The 279-nt window shown below is 69.5% G+C and carries 1 protein-coding gene; it reads left to right on the plus strand.

Annotation, left to right across the window (positions count from 1 at the left end; all coding sequences use genetic code 11):
* Positions 1–279: hypothetical protein (locus ACCC96_RS30335; RefSeq protein ID WP_413697748.1), on the plus strand; the 279-nt coding region annotated here is incomplete at both ends.

Below are 279 nucleotides of genomic sequence, written 5' to 3' on the forward strand. Positions count from 1 at the left end.
GTGGACGACGTGGTCAAGCCCGCCCGCTTCGAGGAGGAAGTCCGGGCCCGCGCGCTTGCCTTGGCGCAGGACAGCGACCGTCCGGCAGGCGAGCAGGGCGTGGCGCTGACGCCGCTGCAACGCACCGAGACGGAGAGCAGTCTTTCCTATCGCTATGTCGACGTGCAGCTCGACCGCGAAAAGCGCCAGGCCACCTGGACCGTGCGCGCGCCGCAAGGGGAAGTGGAAACCGATCTTGCGGACATCTTTGCCGCGGGGGCGGCCTGGTGGCCGCTGCAG

The sequence above is a fragment of the Pseudomonas sp. Pseusp11 genome, assembly GCF_047304405.1.
Lineage (GTDB): Bacteria > Pseudomonadota > Gammaproteobacteria > Pseudomonadales > Pseudomonadaceae > Aquipseudomonas.